Below are 17,438 nucleotides of genomic sequence, written 5' to 3'. Positions count from 1 at the left end.
TCTGCTGTGCCGCCGGTCATGAGCCGACCTGGGCGGGTAGTTCGGGGCCGGTCGGGGCGAGCCCTGGTACGGCCGTGAGATCCAGGACCATGGTGAGTCCGCCGCCAGGGGTGTCCTCGGCGGTGAGGGTGCCGTCCATGGCGTCCACGAAGCCGCGGGCGACGGCGAGGCCGAGGCCCACGCCCGCCCCGCGCGGGGCGTCCCCGTGGCGCTGGAAGGGCTCGAAGATACGTTCCTTGGCCTCGTCGGGGACGCCGGGGCCGCGGTCCACCACGCGTACCTGGACGCGGGCGCCGAGCGAGCTGGCGGAGACATTGACGCGGGTGCCGTCGGGGCTGTACTTGACGGCGTTCTCGACGATGTTGGCCACGGCGCGCTCCAGCAGGCCGGGGTCGACGGCGACCATCGGCAGGGATTCCGGGATGTCCAGGACGACGCTGGCCTCGGGCACGCCGCCGAGTGCCATGGGGACGACCTCGTCCAGGTCGATCTCGCGGATCAGCGGGGTGACGGTGCCGGTCTGGAGGCGGGACATGTCGAGGAGGTTGCCCACGAGGTGGTCGAGCCGGTCGGCGCCGTTCTCGATGCCTTCGAGGAGTTCGGCGTGGTCCTCGTCGGACCATTCGACGTCGTCGGAGCGGAGCGAGGTGACGGCGGCCTTGATGGCGGCCAGTGGGGTGCGCAGGTCGTGGCTGACGGCGGCGAGCAGGGCCGTACGTATGCGGTTGCCCTCCGCGAGCCTGCGGGCGCCCTCGGCCTCGCCGACCAGGCGCTGGCGGTCGAGGACGACGGCGGCCTGGGCGGCGAACGCGGAGAGCACCCGGCGGTCCTCGGCGGGCAGCACCCGGCCGGACAGGGCCAGTGCCATGTGGTCGCCGACGGGCATGTCGACGTCCGCGTCCTCGGGGCGGTCGACGGGCTTGGGCCCGACGCTGCCCGCGCGGGTCCACGGGTCGACGTCGCTGGTGCGCTCCAGCAGGGCGACGGACTCCATGGCGAAGGTCTCGCGTACGCGTTCCAGCAGGGCGTCCAGGGTGGTCTCGCCGCGCAGCACACTGCCCGCCAGGAAGGACAGGATCTCGGACTCGGCACGGAGTCTCGCCGCCTGATGGGTGCGCCGGGCCGCGATGTCGACCACGGACGCCACCGAGACCGCGACCGCGAAGAAGATCACGATGGCGACGATGTTCCTGGGGTCCTGGATGGTGAGGTTGTGGGTGGGCGGGGTGAAGTAGAAATTCAGCAGCACCGAGCCCACGGCCGCCGACGCGAGGGCCGGGCGCAGTCCGCCGAGCAGGGCGGCGAGGACGGTCAGGAAGAGGAAGAGCAGGACGTCGTTGGCCAGGCCCAGGGTGTCGTTCAGCGCGGTGAGGAGCAGCGTCAGCAGGACGGGCGCGACGACGCCGGCCAGCCAGCCGGAGAGGATCCGGGAGCGGCCGAGGCGGGCGCCGCGCGCGACGGGCAGGCCGCGGCCCTTGGCGACCTCCTCGTGGGTGACGATGTGGACGTCCAGGTCGGGTCCCGACTCACGGGCGACGGTGGCGCCGACGCCGGGCCCGAAGATGTACTGCCAGGCTTTGCGCCGGCTGGAGCCGAGCACGATCTGGGTGGCGTTGACGCCGCGCGCGAATTCCAGCAGCGCCGAGGGCACGTCGTCGCCGATGACGTGGTGGAAGGTGCCGCCGAGGTCTTCGACCAGGGTGCGCTGGAGGGTCAGTTCCTTGGGCGAGGCGGAGGTGAGGCCGTCGCTGCGGGCGATGTAGACGGCGAGGATCTCGCTGCCGGAGCCCTTGGCGGCCATGCGGGCGGCGCGGCGGATGAGCGTACGGCCCTCGGGTCCGCCGGTGAGGCCGACGGCGATGCGCTCGCGGGCCTGCCAGGTGGAGCGGATGTTGTGCTCGCCCCGGTACTGCTGGAGGTATTCGTCCACCCGGTCCGCGGTCCACAGGAGGGCGAGTTCGCGCAGCGCGGTGAGGTTGCCGGGGCGGAAGTAGTGGGAGAGCGCGGCGTTGACCTTGTCGGGCTGGTAGATGTTGCCGTGCGCCATACGGCGCCGCAGGGCCTGGGGCGACATGTCGACAAGTTCGATCTGGTCGGCCCGTCTGACCATTTCGTCGGGGACGGTCTCGCGCTGCCGTACCCCTGTTATCGACTCGACGACATCGCCGAGTGATTCCAGGTGCTGGATGTTGACGGTCGAGACGACATCGATGCCCGCCTGGAGCAGTTCCTCGACGTCCTGCCAGCGTTTGGAGTTCCGGGAGCCCGGGACATTGGTGTGCGCGAGTTCGTCCACGAGGGCGACGGCGGGGCGGCGCTCGATGACCGCGTCCACGTCCATCTCGGTGAAGACGGTGCCCCGGTGCGGCAGCTCACGGCGGTGGATCTGTTCGAGGCCCTTGAGCATCACCTCGGTACGGGGCCGGTTGTGGTGCTCGACGAACGCCACGACGCAGTCGGTGCCGCGCTCCACGCGCCGGTGTGCCTCGGACAGCATCGCGTACGTCTTGCCGACGCCCGGTGCCGCGCCCAGGTAGATCCGTAGCTTGCCGCGTCCCATGGCCCCATTGTCTTCCCACCGAGCCGCTGCGTCCCCTCGCGGCTTCCCGCCCGAAGGTACAGCCAGACAGACCCCCGAAACGGACATTCCGCAGGGTGCGGGGTCCGTCTTGACACGATTCTGATGGGCGGGACACCCCTCGGGGACCGGCCGGGGGGTTACGGGCGCGGGGCGCGCTCATGCTCCACGAGATGTCCGTCGGCGAGTTCCAGGACCCGGTCGGCGAGGCCGAGGAGCTGCGCGTCATGGGTGGCCACGAGCGCGGTGACGCCCTCGCTGCGTACGACGGCGCGCAGCAGCTCCATCACGGCGAGCCCGGTCTCCGCGTCGAGCTGCCCGGTGGGTTCGTCGGCGATCAGCAGGGCGGGCCGGTTGGCCAGGGCGCGGGCGATGGCGACGCGCTGCTTCTGGCCGCCGGACAGCTCGCCGGGCCGCTGCGCGGCGTGGTCGCCGAGGCCGACCAGGGCGAGCAGCAGCGCCACCCGTTCCTCGCGCTCGCGCGGGTCGGCCTTGCGCAGCCGAAGGGGTACGCCGACGTTCTCGGCGGCGGTGAGGATGGGGAGCAGGCCGAAGGACTGGAAGATGAAGCCGACGCGGTCGCGGCGCAGGGCGAGCAGGCCGTTCTCGCCGAGGGTGGCGAGGTCCGTGCCGTCGACGGTGATCTGTCCGGCGTCCGGGGTGTCGAGGCCGCCGACGAGGTTGAGCAGGGTCGTCTTGCCCGATCCCGACCGCCCCTTGAGCGCGATCAGCTCCCCGCGCGGCACGGTGAAGGACACCCCGCGCAGCGCGTGGACGGCGGCGGCGCCGGTGCCGTACGAGCGGTGGAGGCCGGTCACCCGCACCATGGGCTCGGCCGGCGGGGCGGCGACGGTCGTGGCGGTGCTGCTGCTCTCGGTCATGACTCATTTCCCCCGTACGGTGCGGATTCCCCGGCGTCAGTATGTGCGGGGCGCACGCGGCCGGGCAATGGTGACGGCGGCCGGAAACGGCGGTGGGCCGCGCCCCCGTCATGGGAGCGCGGCCCACCCGCGCGTACGGCGAAGAGGGCGAACCCCCGGGTCAGCGCACCTCGGTGATCTCGGGGCCGCGCTGGAGCTGCCCCATGCCGCCGGCGAAGCGGGAACCTTCCTGCTCCTCGGCCTGCTGGACACCCTCGGCGACCATCTGCGCGTCGTCGGGGAGCTTCAGGACGATCGGGTCGCGGGGCGCCATGGGGCCCTCGCCGCGCACGACGACCGTGTCCTTGAAGATCTGCTCCAGCAGTCCGGCGGCCTCGGGCTGCACCGCGCCCTGTCCGGAGATCACTCCGCGCAGGAACCAGCGCGGCCCGTCGACCCCGATGAAGCGCACGAGCTGTACGCCGCCGGTGCCGTCCGGGAGCTGTACGGGCACCTGGGCCCGCAGCTCCCAGCCGAGCGGGCCCTCGACCTCGTCGATGATGCCGCCCTGCTGCGTGATGCCCGAGGCGATCTCCTCGCGCACCTCGCTCCAGATGCCCTCCTTCTTGGGAGCGGCGAAGGCCTGGAGCTGTACGGCGCTGTCGCGTACGACGACGGTCGCCGCGACGATCGCGTCACCCGCCACCTCTACACGAAGCTCCATTCCGTCGACTCCGGGGACGAAGATGCCGCCCAGGTCGACGCGGCCCTCGTCGGGCTTGGAGACCTCGGAGATGTCCCACGGCCCGTCGGGCCGGGGGGCCGGGGGAAGATTCACCCGGCGGGGCTCCTCGGCCCCGTCCTGCGTGTCATCGGCGTCGTTGTCGTCGACGACCTGCTCGGCCTCGCCCGCCGTGTCATCGGCGGCACCGCTCTTCTTGCGACGTCCGAACACGTCACTGTCCTTCCCGGTCGGATACGACCGATGCGTATCGATTCCCGCCCTGTGAACCGTCCACCGCGGCATGACCGCCGGTGGACCCGAAGCCCCCCTCGGCCCGCGCCGAGCCGGGAAGCTCCGCCACCTCGTGGAAGCGCACCTTCTCGACCTGCTGGACGACCAGTTGGGCAATCCGGTCGAACCGCTCGAACCGCACCGTCTCGCGCGGATCGAGATTGACCACGATCACCTTGATCTCCCCACGGTACCCGGCATCCACCGTCCCCGGGGCATTCACCAAGGCCACTCCACAGCGCGCGGCCAGCCCGGATCGCGGATGTACGAAGGCGGCGTACCCGTCGGGCAGCGCGAGGGAAACCCCGGTGGGCAGCACGGCGCGTTCGCCCGGAGCGAGATCGGCGGCCTCGGTGGTCACGAGATCGGCGCCGGCGTCGCCCGGGTGCCCGTACGAGGGCAGCGGCACCTCGGGGTCGGTCCGGCGGATCAGCACGTCGACGGGGGTGCGGGGACTGGGGCTCATGGGTTCACCTCGAAGGCGCGGACGCGCCTGACCTGGTCGGGGTCGGCCATGGCCACCTGGATCTCCTCCTGGCGGCCGTTGTCGACGAAGTGGTCGACCTTCACCTCGACGAAGAGGGCGCCGGCGCGGACGGCGACGGGGCCGTCGGGCCCGCCGAGCCGGCCGGTGGCGGAGCAGAAGATCTTCCGGCCGCTCACGGCGGTGGCCTCGGCGGTCAGGAAGAGGACGGTGCCGACCGGTACGGGGCGGACGAAGTCCGTCTCCAGCTTGCCGGTCACGGCGATCACGCGCAGCAGCCACTGGAGCGCGCCGAGCGACTCGTCGAGCGCGGTGGCGAGCACTCCGCCGTGCGCGAGGCCGGGGGCGCCCTGATGGGCGGGCCGTACCGTGAACTCCGCGGTGATCGAGACGCCTTCGCCGGCCCGGCTCTGGAGGAGGAGGCCGTGCGGCTGCTCGTCGCCGCAGCCGAAGCAGTGCGCGTAGTGCGAACCGATCGGCTCCCCCGGGGCGGGGGCCTGTGGGTGCCGTACCGGCGCTATGGCGTCGGCCGGCGGCGTCAGAGCCGGGGACCGGACGGCGGAACGGGGGGTCTTCCCCCCGGAGGGCACAGTACTCACAGGCGCAGACCTTACCCGCGCGGCTACCCGCCGGTCGCACCGTGCCAAGCTTGGCTCCATGGAGCAATCAGCGGCGCCTTACGACGAACGTCTCACCGCACCGGGTTCCTGGTGGGTGATCACCGTTCTCGTCGCGCTCTCAGGGGGTCTGATCCTGCTGCCGCTGGGCACGGTGCCCATGCTGGGGGCGGTGGTGGTGACGGGGCTGGCGGCGGCGCTGGCGGTCAGTTCGTACGGCTCCGCGCGGATCCGCGTGGTGGCCGGCTCGCTGGTCGCGGGCCATGCCCGGATCCCGGTGGCGGCGCTCGGCGACGCGCACGTGCTGGGCGCCGACGAGGCGCGCGCCTGGCGCATGCACAAGGCCGATCCCCGCGCCTTCATGCTGCTGCGCAGCTACATCCCGACGGCGCTGCGGGTGGAGATCACCGACCCGGCGGACCCGACTCCCTACGTCTATGTGTCGACCCGGCGCCCGAAGGCGCTCGCGAAGGCGCTGGAGGCGGCGCGGGAGGCGCTGGTGAAGGCGGAGGACGCGCCCTAACGACCCAGCTCCTTGGGGAACTCGGGAGGCAGCATCTTGGGCTGCTCCAGCGGCGGCAGGGCGGGCAGGGTGTTCCAGGAGATCTGACGGGCGCGCAGGTCCTTACGGATGCGTTCGGCGACCTTCTGGGTGTCGCGGCGGTTCATCATCGCGCCGACGGCCGCCCCGATCATGAACGGCACCAGGTTCGGCAGGCTGCGGACCGTGCGCTTCATGATCTGCTGGCGCAGTTCGCGCTTCATCCGGCCGGAGAGCGCCGAGTTGAGGGTCGCCGGCTTGGTGATGTCGACACCGCGCTCCTCGGTCCACGAGGTCAGATACGCGGTGCTGCGCTGCTTGAGATTGCCGGGCGGACGCAGGCCGTAGACCTCGTGCAGCTCGGCGATGAGTTTCAGTTCGATCGCGGCGACGGCCGTGATCTCCGCGGCCAGTTCGGCCGGCATCGCGGGCGGTACGGGCATCATCGCGACGGCGCCGATCCCGGCGCCCACCGTGGAGCTGCTGTTCGCCGCGCCCGCGACGAGTTTGTCGGCGAGCTCTTCGGGCCCGAGCCCGGGGAACTGCCTGCGGAGCGTGGCCAGATCACGGACGGGGACGCGCGGGGCGTTGTCGATGATCCGGTCCGCGAGATGCGTGAGCCCGGCCCTGGCGCTCGCGCCGCCCTTCTGTATGCCCCGTTTGACCTTGCCCAGGCGCCGGGCCCCGGTCACGGGCCCGTCGTGGTCGCCCTGGGCCGCTGCGAGCGAGGCCGGAAGGCCCCGCCCGTCGTCGTCGGATGTGCCGGGGTGGGGCAGGAGAGCGGAGTGCTCGGCAGCGGGCGTGACGCCTTCTGCCGGGCCCGGGCCGCTCTGGGGCGCCTCCGGCGCGTTCTTGCGCCGGAAACGCCGTTTCCTGGACGGTGTGTCACCTGCCACGGCCGACCGCTCCTCAGTCGCAGTCGCGGCAGATCGGCTGACCGTTCTTCTCCCGGGACAGCTGGCTGCGGTGGTGCACGAGGAAGCAGCTCATGCAGGTGAACTCGTCGGCCTGCCTGGGCAGTACGCGAACCGACAGCTCCTCGTTGGAGAGGTCCGCCCCGGGCAGCTCAAGTCCCTCGGCCTGCTCGAACTCGTCCACGTCGACCGCGGATGTCGACTTGTCGTTCCGACGGGCCTTCAGTTCCTCAAGGCTGTCGGAATCGACGTCGTCATCGGTCTTGCGTGGGGTGTCGTAATCCGTTGCCATGTCGCTTCTCCCCCTCTGGGTGTCATCGGTGTCTCAGCGCGTAACGCGTGAGAGGCCGGACTTGTGCCCGACCTGAGGCGGAGATTTTGCCTCACATCAAGGTCTGTTACTCAATCGACACCCAACCGGACTCTTCCGGAGTGATCGGCATTGGGTGGCGAACCGGACCGTACACGGTCCGAATGTCGTACTTCACGGGCGCCACCCCGTGTACTTCCCGTGATCCCGACCCCCGGAAACCCGGATTTTCCCGGCTTTCCGCAAGGGGCTTGATCACAGAGAGTGCGAGGCTTGAATTCGCCCCTGTGATCGATCACACACGGCCCAACCGGGAACGGGTCCCGAAAATTCCGCGCAAAGCGAACTTCGCTCCGATCAGGAGCGAAAACTCAGACCGGCAGAGTGACACGCATCACGAGCCCGCCTCCCTCGCGGGGCTCCGCGATGATACGGCCCCCGTGGGCCCGCGCGACCGAGCGGGCGATCGACAGGCCGAGGCCCACGCCCTTGTCGCTGCCGGTCCGCTCCGTACGGAGGCGGCGGAACGGTTCGAAGATGTTGTCGATCTCGTACGCGGGAACGACCGGCCCCGTGTTCGACACCAGCAGCACCGCCTCACCGTGCTCGACGGCGGTCGTGACCTCGACCCAGCCGTCCTCCTTCACGTTGTAGCGGACGGCGTTCTGTACGAGGTTGAGCGCGATCCGCTCCAGCAGGACACCGTTGCCCTGAACGACCGCCGGCACACACTCGCCGCGCAGCTCCACGCCCTTCGCCTCGGCCTCGCCGCGCGTCTGGTCGACGGCGCGGGTGGCGACCTCGGCGAGGTCGACGGGTTTGCGCTCGACGAGCTGGTTGTCGCTGCGCGCGAGCAGCAGCAGGCCCTCCACCAGCTGTTCGCTGCGTTCGTTGGTGGCCAGGAGCGTCCTGCCGAGCTGCTGGAGCTCCACAGGAGCCGCCGGATCGGAGAGCTGGACCTCCAGCAGCGTGCGGTTGATCGCCAGGGGCGTACGCAGCTCGTGGGAGGCGTTCGCGACGAAGCGCTGCTGCGCCGTGAAGGCCCGCTCCAGCCGCTCCAGCATCTCGTCGAAGGTGTCGGCCAGCTCTTTCAGTTCGTCGTCGGGGCCGTCCAGCTCGATCCTGCGGGCCAGGTCGGAACCGACCACGCGGCGCGCGGTGCGGGTGATCCGGCCCAGCGGTGAGAGGACCCGGCCGGCCATCGCGTAACCGAACGCGAAAGCGATGATGGACAGGCCGGTGAGGGCGAACAGCGAGCGGGTGAGCAGGTCGTCGAGCGCCTGCTGGCGCTGGGCGGCCATACACGCCTTGAGTGACGAGTTCAGCTGGTCGTTGTTGACGGCCTCGTTGAGTCCGGGGCAGGTGGGGCTCGTCAGCTGCACGTTGACGCCGGTCACCTTCAGGGCCAGTTCGCTGCCCTCGTTGATGGCCTGCGCCGCCAGCAGATAGATGATCGAGAGCAGCAGGATGCCGGCGATCAGGAACATGCCGCCGTACAGCAGCGTCAGTCGTATCCGGATCGTCGGACGGACCCAGGGCAGCGCCTGGTCGGGCCGTCTGGGGTCCCAGGTCGGTTTCGGGGGCGCCGTGGGGGGCGCCGGGGTGGTTGCCACGGGCATCAGATCCGGTAACCGGAGCCGGGCACGGTGACGATCACGGGCGGCTCGCCGAGCTTGCGGCGCAGCGTCATGACCGTGACGCGCACGACATTGGTGAAGGGGTCGGTGTTCTCGTCCCAGGCCTTCTCCAGCAGCTGCTCGGCGGAGACCACGGCGCCCTCGCTGCGCATCAGTACTTCGAGGACCGCGAACTCCTTGGGCGCGAGCTGGATCTCCTTGCCGTCGCGGAAGACCTCGCGGCGGTTCGGGTCGAGCTTGATGCCGGACCGTTCCAGGACGGGCGGCAGCGGGACGGTCGTACGACGGCCGAGCGCCCGCACCCGGGCGGTCAGCTCGGTGAAGGCGAACGGCTTCGGCAGATAGTCGTCGGCGCCCAGCTCCAGGCCCTCGACCCGGTCGCTGACGTCGCCCGACGCCGTGAGCATCAGCACCCGGGTCGGCATGCCCAGCTCGACGATCTTCCGGCAGACGTCGTCACCGTGGATGAGCGGGAGGTCGCGGTCGAGTACGACGACGTCGTAGTCGTTGACCCCGATCCGCTCCAGGGCGGCGGCGCCGTCGTACACGACGTCGACGGCCATGGCCTCCCGGCGCAGCCCGGTGGCCACCGCATCGGCGAGCAGCTGCTCGTCCTCGACGACGAGTACGCGCACGTCGCTGTCCTTCCTCTGAGCCCATTGCCGGAGATCCGGGGAACCGGGCAGGTCGTAGCACTGGCTGTGCGGGCCCATCCTGCCCGCAACGCGCATAAACCGGCGGTAAGACAATGCCGACCGCCGGGCATACGGAAGGAATACGCAAGATTCCTGAATGTCGGGAGGTTTCTGCCGCACACGCCCTGGGGATGACGAGTGCACACCCGAGATCACGCCCCTTACGTGGCATGCCACTACCCGCTCTGTCCCCCAGAGGGAGTGGTGCGTGATCGACCGCCGTCGGCACTTCCAGGTGCCACTTGACCACGACGTCGGCACACCCCCGTGCCATCGACCCACGCCGAGGGGGCGCAATGGACGCATTCACCGCAGGTCTTCTGCAGCGCATAAGGACCACCGAATCCGATCTCACACGGGCTCGTGAGACGGGCGACGACTTCCTCGCGGAGGTCGAGCAGGAGGAGCTGGACGACCTGCACCGCCTCGCCGCCGAGCACGGCGTGCAGTTCGGCACCGCCAACGTGTGACCCGTACGGGAAGGACCCCGGCGCCATGGGACGGCGCCGGGGTCCTTTCCTGTCCGGGGTGATCCGCTCGCCGTCCGGACCGATCAGTCGTGCCAGGCGCCGTACTCCTCCAGCAGCGCCTGGAGCGGTTCGAAGACGCCGGGTGTCGCCGCCACCGCGAGGTCGCCGTCGGCCGGGGCGCCGGGACGGCCGCCGGTGAGCGCGCCCGCCTCGCGCGCGATCAGCTCGCCGGCGGCGAGGTCCCATGGGTGCAGCCCGCGCTCGTAGTAGCCGTCGAGCCGGCCGGCGGCGACGTCGCAGAGGTCGACGGCCGCGGAGCCGCCGCGCCGGATGTCCCGCAGCTGGGGGATCAGCCGCGCCGCGATGTCCGCCTGGTGGGTGCGGACGGTGGTGACGTAGTTGAAGCCGGTCGAGACCAGCGCCTGGTCCAGCGGCGGGGCGGGGCGGCAGCTCACCGGCCGGTCGTTCAGGTGGGCGCCGCCGCCGCGCACGGCCCGGAACGTCTCGCGGCGCATCGGCGCCTCGACGACGCCGACGAGGGTGACCCCGTCGCGTTCGGCGGCGATGGAGACGGCCCAGGTCGGCAGCCCGTACAGATAGTTGACCGTGCCGTCCAGCGGGTCGATCACCCAGCGGACACCGCTGCTGCCCGCCGAACTGGCGCCCTCCTCACCGAGGAAGCCGTCGTCGGGGCGGTTCTCCGCCAGAAAGCCCGTGATCAGTTTCTCGGCGGCGATGTCCATCTCCGTGACGACGTCGATGGGGCTGGACTTCGTCGCGGCCACGCCCAGGTCGGCGGGGCGGCCGTCGCGCAGCAGCTCCCCGGCCCGGCGCGCGGCCTCCAGGGCGAGGGCCAGCAGTTCGGTGGTGAGGGGGTCGGTCACGGGCAGGTCACTCCTCGGGAGGGCACCGGGCGATGCGAAGGGCGTCGGGCGTACGAGGCGGTGTCGGGCGTGCGAAGGGGGTACGGGGCGGTGTCAGGCGTACGGGCTGTCGGCGCCCGCGGCGGCGGGGCGCGGCGTGCGCGCGGGGCAGCAGCCGACCGGGCAGAGGTCGTGACTCGGCCCGAGCGACCCGAGCGCGCACCGCTCGGCCGCGCGCCCCCGCTCCGTCGCCGCGCGCTCCAGGAGCAGGTCGCGTACGGCCGCGACGAACCGTTCGTCGGCGCCGACCGTGGCCGAACGCCGTACCGGCAGGCCGAGTTCGGCGGCCTTCGCGGTGGCCTCGGTGTCCAGGTCGTACAGCACCTCCATATGGTCCGAGACGAACCCGATGGGCACCATCACGACCGCCGGTGCCCCCGCGCCGTGCACGCCCTCCAGGTGGTCGCAGATGTCCGGCTCCAGCCACGGGATGTGCGGCGCCCCGCTGCGCGACTGGTAGACGAGCTGCCAGGGGTGCTCGACGCCGGTCTCCTCGCGCACCGTGTCGGCGATCACCCGCGCCACGTCGAGGTGCTGGGCGACGTACGCGCCGCCGTCGCCGTGGTCCTCCACGGGGCCCGAGGTGTCGGCGGCGGCCAGCGGGACGGAGTGGGTGGTGAAGGCGAGGTGCGCCCCCGCGCGTACGTCCTCGGGGAGATCGGCGAGGGACGCGAGCACGCTCTCGGTCATGGGCCGTACGAAGCCGGGGTGGTTGAAGTAGTGCCGCAGCTTGTCGACGCGGGGCGGCTCCAGGCCCTCCTCCACCAGCGTGGCGAGGGCGTCCGCCAGGTTCTCGCGGTACTGGCGGCAGCCGGAGTACGAGGCGTAGGCGCTGGTGGCGAGGACGGCGACCCGGCGTCTGCCGTCCTTGGTCATCTCCCGCAGGGTGTCGGTCAGATAGGGGGCCCAGTTGCGGTTGCCCCAGTAGACCGGCAGTTCCAGGCCGTTCTCGGCGAAGTCCGCGCGCAGTGCCTGGAGCAGGACGCGGTTCTGTTCGTTGATGGGGCTGACCCCGCCGAACAGGAAGTAGTGCTGCCCGACCTCCTTCAGCCGCTCCTCGGGGATGCCCCGGCCACGGGTCACGTTCGCCAGGAACGGAACCACGTCGTCCGGGCCTTCCGGGCCACCGAAGGACAGCAGGAGCAAGGCGTCGTAGGGGGAAGTCGCTAGCTGATCGGACATGCCCCGATCCTGCCATCCGCGGTTGGGGGCCGGTAAACCGAGGCGCGCCCGGGGGCGATGGGACCGTAAGCTGTCTGCGCCTGTTCATTCCTTACCGGCAGTGCTCAGGACATCCCCTCACGGCAGTACACGCCGTCACTCACGACAGCGCCCACCGGAGCGACACGTGGCCAGTCCCTACCGCGCGATCTTCGCCGCGCCCGGCACCCGGAGTTTCAGCGCGGCCGGTCTCGTCGGCCGGATGCCGCTGTCCATGATGGGCATCGGCGTCGTGACGATGATCTCCCAGCTCACCGGGCGTTACGGCCTGGCGGGGGCGCTGGCGGCGACGCTCGCGATGTCCGCCGCCGGAATGGGTCCGCTGATCTCCCGGCTGGTGGACCGGCACGGCCAGCGGCGGGTGCTGCGGCCCGCCGCGCTGACCGCCGTGACCGCCGTCGCCGGACTCCTGCTCTGCGCCCAGCAGTCGGCCCCGGAGTGGACCCTCTTCGTCTTCGCGGCGGGCGCCGGCTGTGTGCCGAGCGTCGGGTCGATGGTGCGGGCGCGCTGGGCGGAGCTGTACCGGGGGTCGCCGCGTGAGCTGCACGCCGCGTACTCGTGGGAGTCGATCGTCGACGAACTCTGCTTCATCTTCGGCCCGATCATCGCGATCGGTCTGTCCACGGCCTGGTTCCCGGAGGCGGGGCCGCTGCTGGCGGCGGTGTTCCTGGTGACGGGGGTCTTCTGGCTGACGGCGCAGCGGGCCACCGAGCCGGTGCCGCAGGCGCGTGAGCACCACACCGGGGGCACCGCGCTGCGCTCCCCCGGTCTGCGGGTGCTCGTGGTGACGTTCGTGGCGACCGGCGCGATCTTCGGGGCCGTCGACGTGGTGACGGTGGCGTTCGCGGAGGAGCGGGGCAACAAGACGGCGGCGAGCCTCGTCCTCGCGGTGTACGCGCTCGGCTCATGCCTCGCCGGGGCCGTCTTCGGGCTGCTGAATCCGCGGGGCAGCGCGTCCAGCAGGTGGCTGGTGGGTGTCTGTGTGATGGCCGTGAGTATGATCCCCCTCCAACTGGCCGGGAGTCTGCCGCTTCTGGCCGTGGCGCTCTTCGTCGCCGGCCTGTCGGTCGCCCCCACGATGGTGACGACGATGGCTCTCGTCGAGGCGCACGTACCTCGTACCAAGCTCACCGAGGGCATGACGTGGACCAGTACCGGACTCGCCGTCGGAGTGGCGCTGGGCGCCTCCGCCGGAGGTTGGGTGGTGGACGCCTCCGGGGCGCGCGCGGGGTTCGCTGTGCCCGTCGTGGCGGGGGTGGCCGCGGCCCTGGTGGCGCTGCTGGGCCACCGCCGGCTGCGGGAGCGGCCAACGGATCGGGAGGGGCGTGGGGCTGATGACCAACACCGGTACGGGCGCGGCGACGAAGAGGAACGCGACAGGCATCTGGCGTAACTGGGCGGGGAACGTGAGCGCGCGTCCCAGCCGGGTCCTGTCCCCCGCCTCCGTGGAAGAAATCGCCGAGGCGGTCCGTACGGCCGCCGCCGACGGGCTGCGGGTGAAGGCGGTCGGTACGGGGCACTCGTTCACGTCCGCGGCCACCACCGACGGACTGCTCATACGGCCCGAACTGCTCACCGGCATCCGGGAGATCGACCGGACGGCCGGCACCGTGACCGTGGCGGCGGGCACCCCGCTGAGGCGGCTGAACGAGGCCCTGGCCAGGGAGGGTCTGTCGCTCACCAACATGGGCGACATCACGGATCAGACCGTCGCCGGCGCGACGTCCACGGGCACGCACGGCACCGGCCGCGATTCCGCGTCGATCGCCGCGCAGATCCGGGCGCTGGAGCTGGTCACGGCGGACGGCTCCGTACTGACGTGCTCACCGACCGAGAATCCGGACATCTTCGCGAGCGCCCGGATCGGGCTCGGCGCGCTCGGGGTCGTGACGGCGATCACCTTCGCAGTGGAGCCGGTCTTCCTGCTGACGGCGCACGAGGTGCCGATGCCGTTCGACCGGGTGACGGCCGAGTTCGACGCGCTCGTCACCGAGAACGAGCACTTCGAGTTCTACTGGTTTCCGCACACCGGCAACTGCAACACCAAGCGCAACAACCGCAGCGCGGGCCCGGCGGCCCCCGCCGGCGCGGTCAGCGGCTGGATCGAGGACGAACTTCTCTCCAACAAGCTGTTCCAGGTGGTCTGTTCGGTCGGCCGGGCGGTGCCCAGGACCATCCCCGCGATGGCCCGGATCTCCAGCCGTGCCCTCTCCGCCCGGATGTACACGGACATTCCTTACAAAGTCTTCACCAGCCCGCGCCGGGTGCGCTTCGTGGAGATGGAGTACGCCCTGCCGCGCGAGGCGGCGGTCGGTGCGCTGCGCGAGGTCAAGGCCATGATCGAGCGTTCACCACTGCGGGTGAGTTTCCCCGTGGAGGTGCGGACGGCGCCCGCCGACGACATCCCGCTGTCGACGGCGTCGGGGCGGGAGACGGCGTACATCGCGGTCCATCTCTACCGTGGCACGCCCTACCGCTCGTACTTCACGGCGGTGGAGCGGATCATGACCGCGCACGGCGGCCGGCCGCACTGGGGCAAGGTGCACACGCGGGACGCGGCGTATCTGGCCGGGGTCTATCCGCGCTTCGAGGAGTTCACGGCGGTACGGGACCGGCTCGACCCGGAGCGGCTGTTCGGCAATCCGTATCTGCGGCGGGTCATCGGCGGGTAGCGCCGTCTGCCGTCATTCGCCGGAGGGCGCGGGCGTCGGGGCCGTGGACGGCGGGGGTACGGCGGGCCGGCCGCCGGGATCGGCCGATCCGCCGGAGTCACCGCCCGGTTGCGAGGTCTCGGGGGACGGGGCGGTCGAAGGGCCGCCGGTCTCCGGGGTGTTGGGGCTCTGCCCGTCGCCCGGTGCGGACGGGTCGGGGGTGCCTCCGGTGGAGGCGCCGGGGTCCGGGGTGGTGCCCTTGTCGGTGCCGTCGCCACCGCCCGTGCCGTCGTCGGAGGGGGACGGTCCGCCGCCCCCGGGCTCGGCCGGCTTGTCGGGCGAGGGGTCGCGGTCGGTGTCCCCGCCGCGTACGACAGAGCTGAAGGTCGTCCCCTTGCCGCCGCTCAGGTCCTGGCCGGCGGCGAGTTCGTAGGCGGTGATGCCGAGCATCGCCACGGCGAAGACGACCACGGCCGCGACGACGGACCGCTTCCAGCCGCGTACCCGTGTGCCGTACGTGGTGGCTCCCCCGAACTCGTCCTCGGCGGAGGGCCGCTGAGGGGACGGCTGCCGGAGGGGTGGGGCGGACGGGGCCGGTTCGGAGTCGTACACCTGGCGCGCCCTCGGCTTCACCTGGACCGAGACCTCGCGTATCTGGTCGCCGGTGCGCCGGAACAGATGCTGGAAGACCGTGCCGCCGCAGGTGGCGATCACGCTCACCACGCCGGCGCCGATGATCGTGCCGTACACCCCGAGCTTGGAGGCGAACACCGCCGCCGCGACGGCCGCGAGCGCGCTGCCGGCCACCTGCGGCACGCTCAGTTCGAGCCGCTGCGTCCCGCCCTGCGTCCCGGCCTGTGCCGCGCTCTCCGCACCGGTCCGTATGCCCGGATTCTGCCTCTGATCCATCTCCGACCTCTGCTTGCCCATCTGCCCCACCGTGCACCAAGAAGGGACATGTGAGCGAATCGGATAGTTCCGCTTCTGGAGATTGTGTGAATTGGGACACCCGTACGGGATACGGACACCCCCTCAACTGCCGTACCCGCGGAGAACTTCGGTGGCGTGGCAGTCCACCCCGATGGCCCGAATGGAGTACTGTGGCGAGCCCTGGGGCCGGACTCCCTCACAGGTGTCCGGGTCTACGGGAGGGGGCCGAAGTGGCACTCGATCCGGCGGCGCGATGGCACCGCACGGGCGTCTGTTACGTAACGTGACCAGGTCTGTCACTCTGCGTCGCAAACAGGCAACCGTGTCATGACGGCGTTCCAGGGCCCATGCCCGACACGCCGGGCAACTCGGCAAGGTTGTGGCAGGCTGCACCCGGGCAGGTCACACTCGACTAGCGGAAGCAGCGACGCACGTGACGTCGGCAGGCACCACCCGGGAGGTCCCCATGCCCGAACTGCGTGTCGTGGCCGTCTCCAACGACGGCACACGACTGGTGCTCAAGGCTGCCGACAGCACGGAGTACACGCTCCCCATCGACGAGCGGCTGCGCGCGGCCGTGCGCAACGACCGTGCCCGCCTCGGCCAGATCGAGATCGAGGTGGAGAGCCACCTCAGGCCCCGTGACATCCAGGCGCGGATACGTTCAGGAGCGTCCGCCGAAGAGGTCGCCCAGATGGCCGGGATCCCGGTCGACCGGGTGCGCCGCTTCGAGGGTCCCGTGCTGGCGGAGCGTGCCTTCATGGCCGAGCGCGCCAGGAAGACGGCGGTACGCCGCCCCGGCGAGAACACCGGTCCCCAGCTGGGCGAGGCGGTGAACGAGCGGCTGCTCATGCGCGGCGCCGAGAAGGAGACCGCGCAGTGGGACTCGTGGCGCCGCGACGACGGCACCTGGGAAGTCCTGCTCGTCTACCGGGTCGCGGGCGAACCGCACTCGGCGAGCTGGACGTACGACCCGCCCCGGCGGCTCGTGCAGGCCGTCGACGACGAGGCGCGCTCGCTGATCGGCGAGACGGACGACTCGCTCGCCGTCGGCACGAAGGAGCCGAGCTTTCCCTTCGTCCCGCGCATCGCGCGGCTGCCGAGGGATCGCGAACGCCCCCTCGACCGCGCGCTGGAGCGGCAGATGGATCGGCCGGCGCCGGATCCGGACGAGGACACCAGCGAACGCGACACCCTGACCAGCCTGCTGGAGGCGGTGCCGAGCTTCCGTGGCGACATGGTGGTCCCGGAGCGGCCTTCGCCGCCCGAGCCGCCGGCCATCGAGCCCGGTCAGGCGCCCGAGGAGGAGGAGCCGGTGGCACCGGCCGCCTCGGCGGGCGCGGGGTCCGCGTACGCGGATGTGCTGATGCCGCGTTCGGTGGCGGGCCATCGCGATCGGCTGACCGGTACGACGGACCGTCAGGCGGAGGCCGACGGCGTACGGCCGGGCCGCCGGGCCGCCGTGCCGAGCTGGGACGAGATCGTCTTCGGCACGCGTCGTAAGAAGCAGGACTGACAGAACTGAGTGCATGGGGCCGGGGCCGTACGCGACAGCGCGTACGGCCCCGGCCCATGACGTCGCGCGCCCGCCG

General features: G+C 71.4%; 17 protein-coding genes. 5 read left to right on the top strand and 12 right to left on the bottom strand.

Translation table 11 applies throughout. The annotated features are described in order from the left end of the window. Positions 1–16: 16 nt before the first annotated feature. The 5 genes from ACFYNU_RS19260 to ACFYNU_RS19240 form a co-directional block, all read right to left on the bottom strand. Positions 17–2,560, bottom strand: coding sequence for a DUF4118 domain-containing protein (locus tag ACFYNU_RS19260; RefSeq protein ID WP_388766774.1), 2,544 nt, complete (start codon positions 2,558–2,560; stop codon positions 17–19). Between the two features lie 158 nt (positions 2,561–2,718). Then, the gene (locus ACFYNU_RS19255) at positions 2,719–3,459 is read right to left on the bottom strand and encodes an ABC transporter ATP-binding protein (RefSeq protein WP_356591794.1); all 741 of its coding nucleotides are present in this window, start codon (positions 3,457–3,459) and stop codon (positions 2,719–2,721) included. A gap of 160 nt (positions 3,460–3,619) precedes the next feature. After that, on the bottom strand, positions 3,620–4,393 hold the full coding sequence (locus tag ACFYNU_RS19250) for a DUF3710 domain-containing protein (protein ID WP_356591796.1): 774 nt from the start codon (positions 4,391–4,393) through the stop codon (positions 3,620–3,622). Position 4,394: 1 nt separating this feature from the next. After that, positions 4,395–4,919, bottom strand: coding sequence for a dUTP diphosphatase (gene dut, locus ACFYNU_RS19245; protein WP_356591798.1), 525 nt, complete (start codon positions 4,917–4,919; stop codon positions 4,395–4,397). Continuing rightward, the gene (locus ACFYNU_RS19240; protein ID WP_356591800.1) at positions 4,916–5,536 is read right to left on the bottom strand and encodes a PaaI family thioesterase; all 621 of its coding nucleotides are present in this window, start codon (positions 5,534–5,536) and stop codon (positions 4,916–4,918) included. Before ACFYNU_RS19240 ends, dut begins: the two co-directional genes overlap by 4 nt. Before the next feature lie 58 nt (positions 5,537–5,594). On the opposite strand from ACFYNU_RS19240, the gene ACFYNU_RS19235 reads away from it, so the two are divergent. Further along, positions 5,595–6,077 (top strand): DUF3093 domain-containing protein, encoded by a 483-nt coding sequence (locus tag ACFYNU_RS19235; RefSeq protein ID WP_356591802.1) that lies wholly within the window; start codon positions 5,595–5,597, stop codon positions 6,075–6,077. Here ACFYNU_RS19235 and ACFYNU_RS19230 read toward each other — a convergent pair. From ACFYNU_RS19230 to ACFYNU_RS19215, 4 genes are all read right to left on the bottom strand, one after another. Further along, entirely contained in the window at positions 6,074–6,991 is a 918-nt protein-coding gene (locus tag ACFYNU_RS19230; protein ID WP_356591804.1) for a hypothetical protein, read from the bottom strand. The genes ACFYNU_RS19235 and ACFYNU_RS19230 overlap by 4 nt on opposite strands. A gap of 13 nt (positions 6,992–7,004) precedes the next feature. Beyond that, complete coding sequence (locus ACFYNU_RS19225; protein WP_023538148.1) at positions 7,005–7,301, bottom strand: DUF4193 domain-containing protein; 297 nt, start codon at positions 7,299–7,301, stop codon at positions 7,005–7,007. A gap of 389 nt (positions 7,302–7,690) precedes the next feature. Continuing rightward, positions 7,691–8,932: a HAMP domain-containing sensor histidine kinase gene (locus ACFYNU_RS19220; RefSeq protein ID WP_356591806.1), complete on the bottom strand. Its 1,242-nt coding sequence runs from the start codon at positions 8,930–8,932 to the stop codon at positions 7,691–7,693. A 5-nt stretch (positions 8,933–8,937) separates the two neighbouring features. After that, complete coding sequence (locus tag ACFYNU_RS19215; protein ID WP_023538150.1) at positions 8,938–9,591, bottom strand: response regulator transcription factor; 654 nt, start codon at positions 9,589–9,591, stop codon at positions 8,938–8,940. Positions 9,592–9,947: 356 nt separating this feature from the next. Between ACFYNU_RS19215 and ACFYNU_RS19210 the strand changes: the two genes are divergently transcribed. Continuing rightward, positions 9,948–10,121 carry a hypothetical protein gene (locus ACFYNU_RS19210; protein WP_023538151.1) on the top strand — a complete coding sequence of 58 codons (174 nt, stop codon included), beginning with the start codon at positions 9,948–9,950 and terminating at the stop codon, positions 10,119–10,121. A gap of 83 nt (positions 10,122–10,204) precedes the next feature. On the opposite strand, the gene ACFYNU_RS19205 is transcribed toward ACFYNU_RS19210, so the two are convergent. Together ACFYNU_RS19205 and ACFYNU_RS19200 are read right to left on the bottom strand one after the other, a co-directional pair. Further along, the gene (locus tag ACFYNU_RS19205) at positions 10,205–11,005 is read right to left on the bottom strand and encodes an inositol monophosphatase family protein (RefSeq protein WP_356591808.1); all 801 of its coding nucleotides are present in this window, start codon (positions 11,003–11,005) and stop codon (positions 10,205–10,207) included. Positions 11,006–11,098: 93 nt separating this feature from the next. Beyond that, positions 11,099–12,226 (bottom strand): ferrochelatase, encoded by a 1,128-nt coding sequence (locus ACFYNU_RS19200; protein WP_356591810.1) that lies wholly within the window; start codon positions 12,224–12,226, stop codon positions 11,099–11,101. A gap of 166 nt (positions 12,227–12,392) precedes the next feature. On the opposite strand from ACFYNU_RS19200, the gene ACFYNU_RS19195 reads away from it, so the two are divergent. Both ACFYNU_RS19195 and ACFYNU_RS19190 read left to right on the top strand, forming a co-directional pair. Then, positions 12,393–13,658 carry an MFS transporter gene (locus tag ACFYNU_RS19195; RefSeq protein WP_356591812.1) on the top strand — a complete coding sequence of 422 codons (1,266 nt, stop codon included), beginning with the start codon at positions 12,393–12,395 and terminating at the stop codon, positions 13,656–13,658. Beyond that, entirely contained in the window at positions 13,600–14,937 is a 1,338-nt protein-coding gene (locus tag ACFYNU_RS19190; RefSeq protein WP_356591814.1) for a D-arabinono-1,4-lactone oxidase, read from the top strand. Before ACFYNU_RS19195 ends, ACFYNU_RS19190 begins: the two co-directional genes overlap by 59 nt. A gap of 12 nt (positions 14,938–14,949) precedes the next feature. On the opposite strand, the gene ACFYNU_RS19185 is transcribed toward ACFYNU_RS19190, so the two are convergent. Then, on the bottom strand, positions 14,950–15,825 hold the full coding sequence (locus ACFYNU_RS19185; RefSeq protein ID WP_356591816.1) for a hypothetical protein: 876 nt from the start codon (positions 15,823–15,825) through the stop codon (positions 14,950–14,952). A 487-nt stretch (positions 15,826–16,312) separates the two neighbouring features. Here ACFYNU_RS19185 and sepH point away from each other — a divergent pair, with 487 nt between their 5' ends. Further along, positions 16,313–17,362 (top strand): septation protein SepH, encoded by a 1,050-nt coding sequence (gene sepH / locus ACFYNU_RS19180; protein ID WP_356591818.1) that lies wholly within the window; start codon positions 16,313–16,315, stop codon positions 17,360–17,362. Positions 17,363–17,438: the final 76 nt, after the last annotated feature.

Source organism: Streptomyces sp. NPDC006643, assembly GCF_042870175.1.
Classification (GTDB): domain Bacteria; phylum Actinomycetota; class Actinomycetes; order Streptomycetales; family Streptomycetaceae; genus Streptomyces.
This window is presented reverse-complemented; position numbering and strand designations above follow the sequence as displayed.